Source organism: Streptantibioticus ferralitis (assembly GCF_029223525.1).
GTDB classification, from domain to species: domain Bacteria; phylum Actinomycetota; class Actinomycetes; order Streptomycetales; family Streptomycetaceae; genus Streptantibioticus_A; species Streptantibioticus_A ferralitis.
The window spans coordinates 1-1,587 of record NZ_JARHTQ010000084.1 but is presented as its reverse complement, the minus strand read 5'-3'; the positions used below and the strand labels follow the sequence as shown (position 1 = coordinate 1,587).

The 1,587-nt window shown below is 68.1% G+C and carries 2 protein-coding genes and 1 pseudogene; 1 reads left to right on the top strand and 2 read right to left on the bottom strand.

All coding sequences use genetic code 11. From position 1 onward, the window contains the following. A partial coding sequence (locus tag P2L57_RS39755) for a SpnB-like Rossmann fold domain-containing protein (RefSeq protein ID WP_372516098.1) occupies positions 1-998 on the bottom strand: 998 nt, incomplete at its 3' end. After that, positions 999-1,166: pseudogene (locus P2L57_RS41055) on the bottom strand (hypothetical protein); the annotation flags it as partial. It abuts the gene before it with no gap. 39 nt (positions 1,167-1,205) lie between these two features. On the opposite strand from P2L57_RS41055, the gene P2L57_RS39750 reads away from it, so the two are divergent. Beyond that, positions 1,206-1,587, top strand: a 382-nt coding sequence (locus tag P2L57_RS39750) for a hypothetical protein (RefSeq protein ID WP_275823460.1), incomplete at its 3' end; no start/stop codon positions are given.

The following is a 1,587-nucleotide window of genomic DNA, read 5'->3' as shown; positions in this document are numbered from 1 at the left end:
TCGTCGGTGTCCAGCAAAGTGATCCGGCCCGGATGCTCCGCCTGCGCCGAACGCACCAGACCCCACACCGCCGCAGCCGCCACATCCCCCACCGGCTCACCCGGATCCACCGCAACAGCACCCCGGGTCACCACCACCAAACGACCATCCACACAACGGTCATCAACCAACCACCGCTGCACCTGAGCCAGCACCCAACCAGTCACCTCATGAGCCGACCGCGGCATACCCCCAGCCACGCCAACCGCCTCCAGCACCACAACACCCGCCGAAGCGATACCGTCCAAAGCGATGTCGTCCGCAGCCCTGAACACCACCACATCAGTACCCGGCGCCGGATCCTCCAACGTGACCACCGACGACCAGTCCACCGCCAGCATCGTCCCCGCCCGCACACCGGCAACCGGACCACCGGCCGACACCGGCCGCAACACCAGCGACCCGATCGACACCACCGGATCACCATCACCGTCCACCAGCTCCACCCCGACACTGTCCGGCCCGGTCCGCACCACCCGCACCCGACCCACCGTCGCACCCACCGCATGCAACGTCACATCAGCGAAACTGAACGGCAACCAACCCCCCGGCGCCGGATCCAACCCCACAAACGCCATCGCCTGCAACGCCGCATCCAACAACGCCGGATGCACACCAAACTTCCGAGCCCGGTCCACCTCCCCCTCCGGCACCACCACCTCCGCAAAGACCTCACCATCGCCCCGCCACACCCGCCGCAACCCCTGGAAGACCGGCCCATAGACGAACCCGCTGTCGGCAGTCAGCTGGTAGAAGTCGGCGACATCCACCGGCGAGGCATCCACCGGCGGCCACGGCCACGAACCGAAATCCGCCCTACGGTCGTCCCCGGACCCGGTGACGGCGGTCGCGTGCCGGACCCACGGATCATCGTCAGTAGCACGCGAGTAGATACCGAGAGTGTCGTCGTCGTTGACGACCACCTGCACCTGAACACTGTCCCGCTCCGGGATGACCAACGGAGCCTCCACGACCAACTCCCGCAACCCACCAGCACCAACAGCATCCGCACCCCGGACCGCCAACTCCACAAACCCGGTACCCGGGAACAACACCACCCCGTGCACCGCATGATCCGCCAGCCACGGATAAGCCCGCAACGACAACCGCGACGTCAGCACCACCATGCCCGACCCCGGCACCGACACCACCGCACCCAGCAACGGATGCCCCGCCGAAGCGAGGCCGGCAGCGATCACGTCTCCACCAGCGACCGAGGACTGCGGCCAGTACCGCCGCCGCTGGAACGCATACGTCGGCAGATCCACCCACCCCGGCTCCCGCCCCGCGAACAAACCATCCCAGGAGACCGGCACACCCTGCACGAACAGCTCACCGGCCGCGGTGAGCGCGCTCTGCATGCCATCGCGGTCCTTACGCATCAACGCCACCGCGACCGCATCAGCGGTGTTCGCCTGCGCCAAACCGGACACCACCCCATCCGGACCCACATCCACGAACGTGTCCACACCCTGGCCGGCCAGCCACCGCACACCGTCGGCGAACCGCACCGCCGACCGCACCTGCCGCGCCCAATACCCCGGGCCG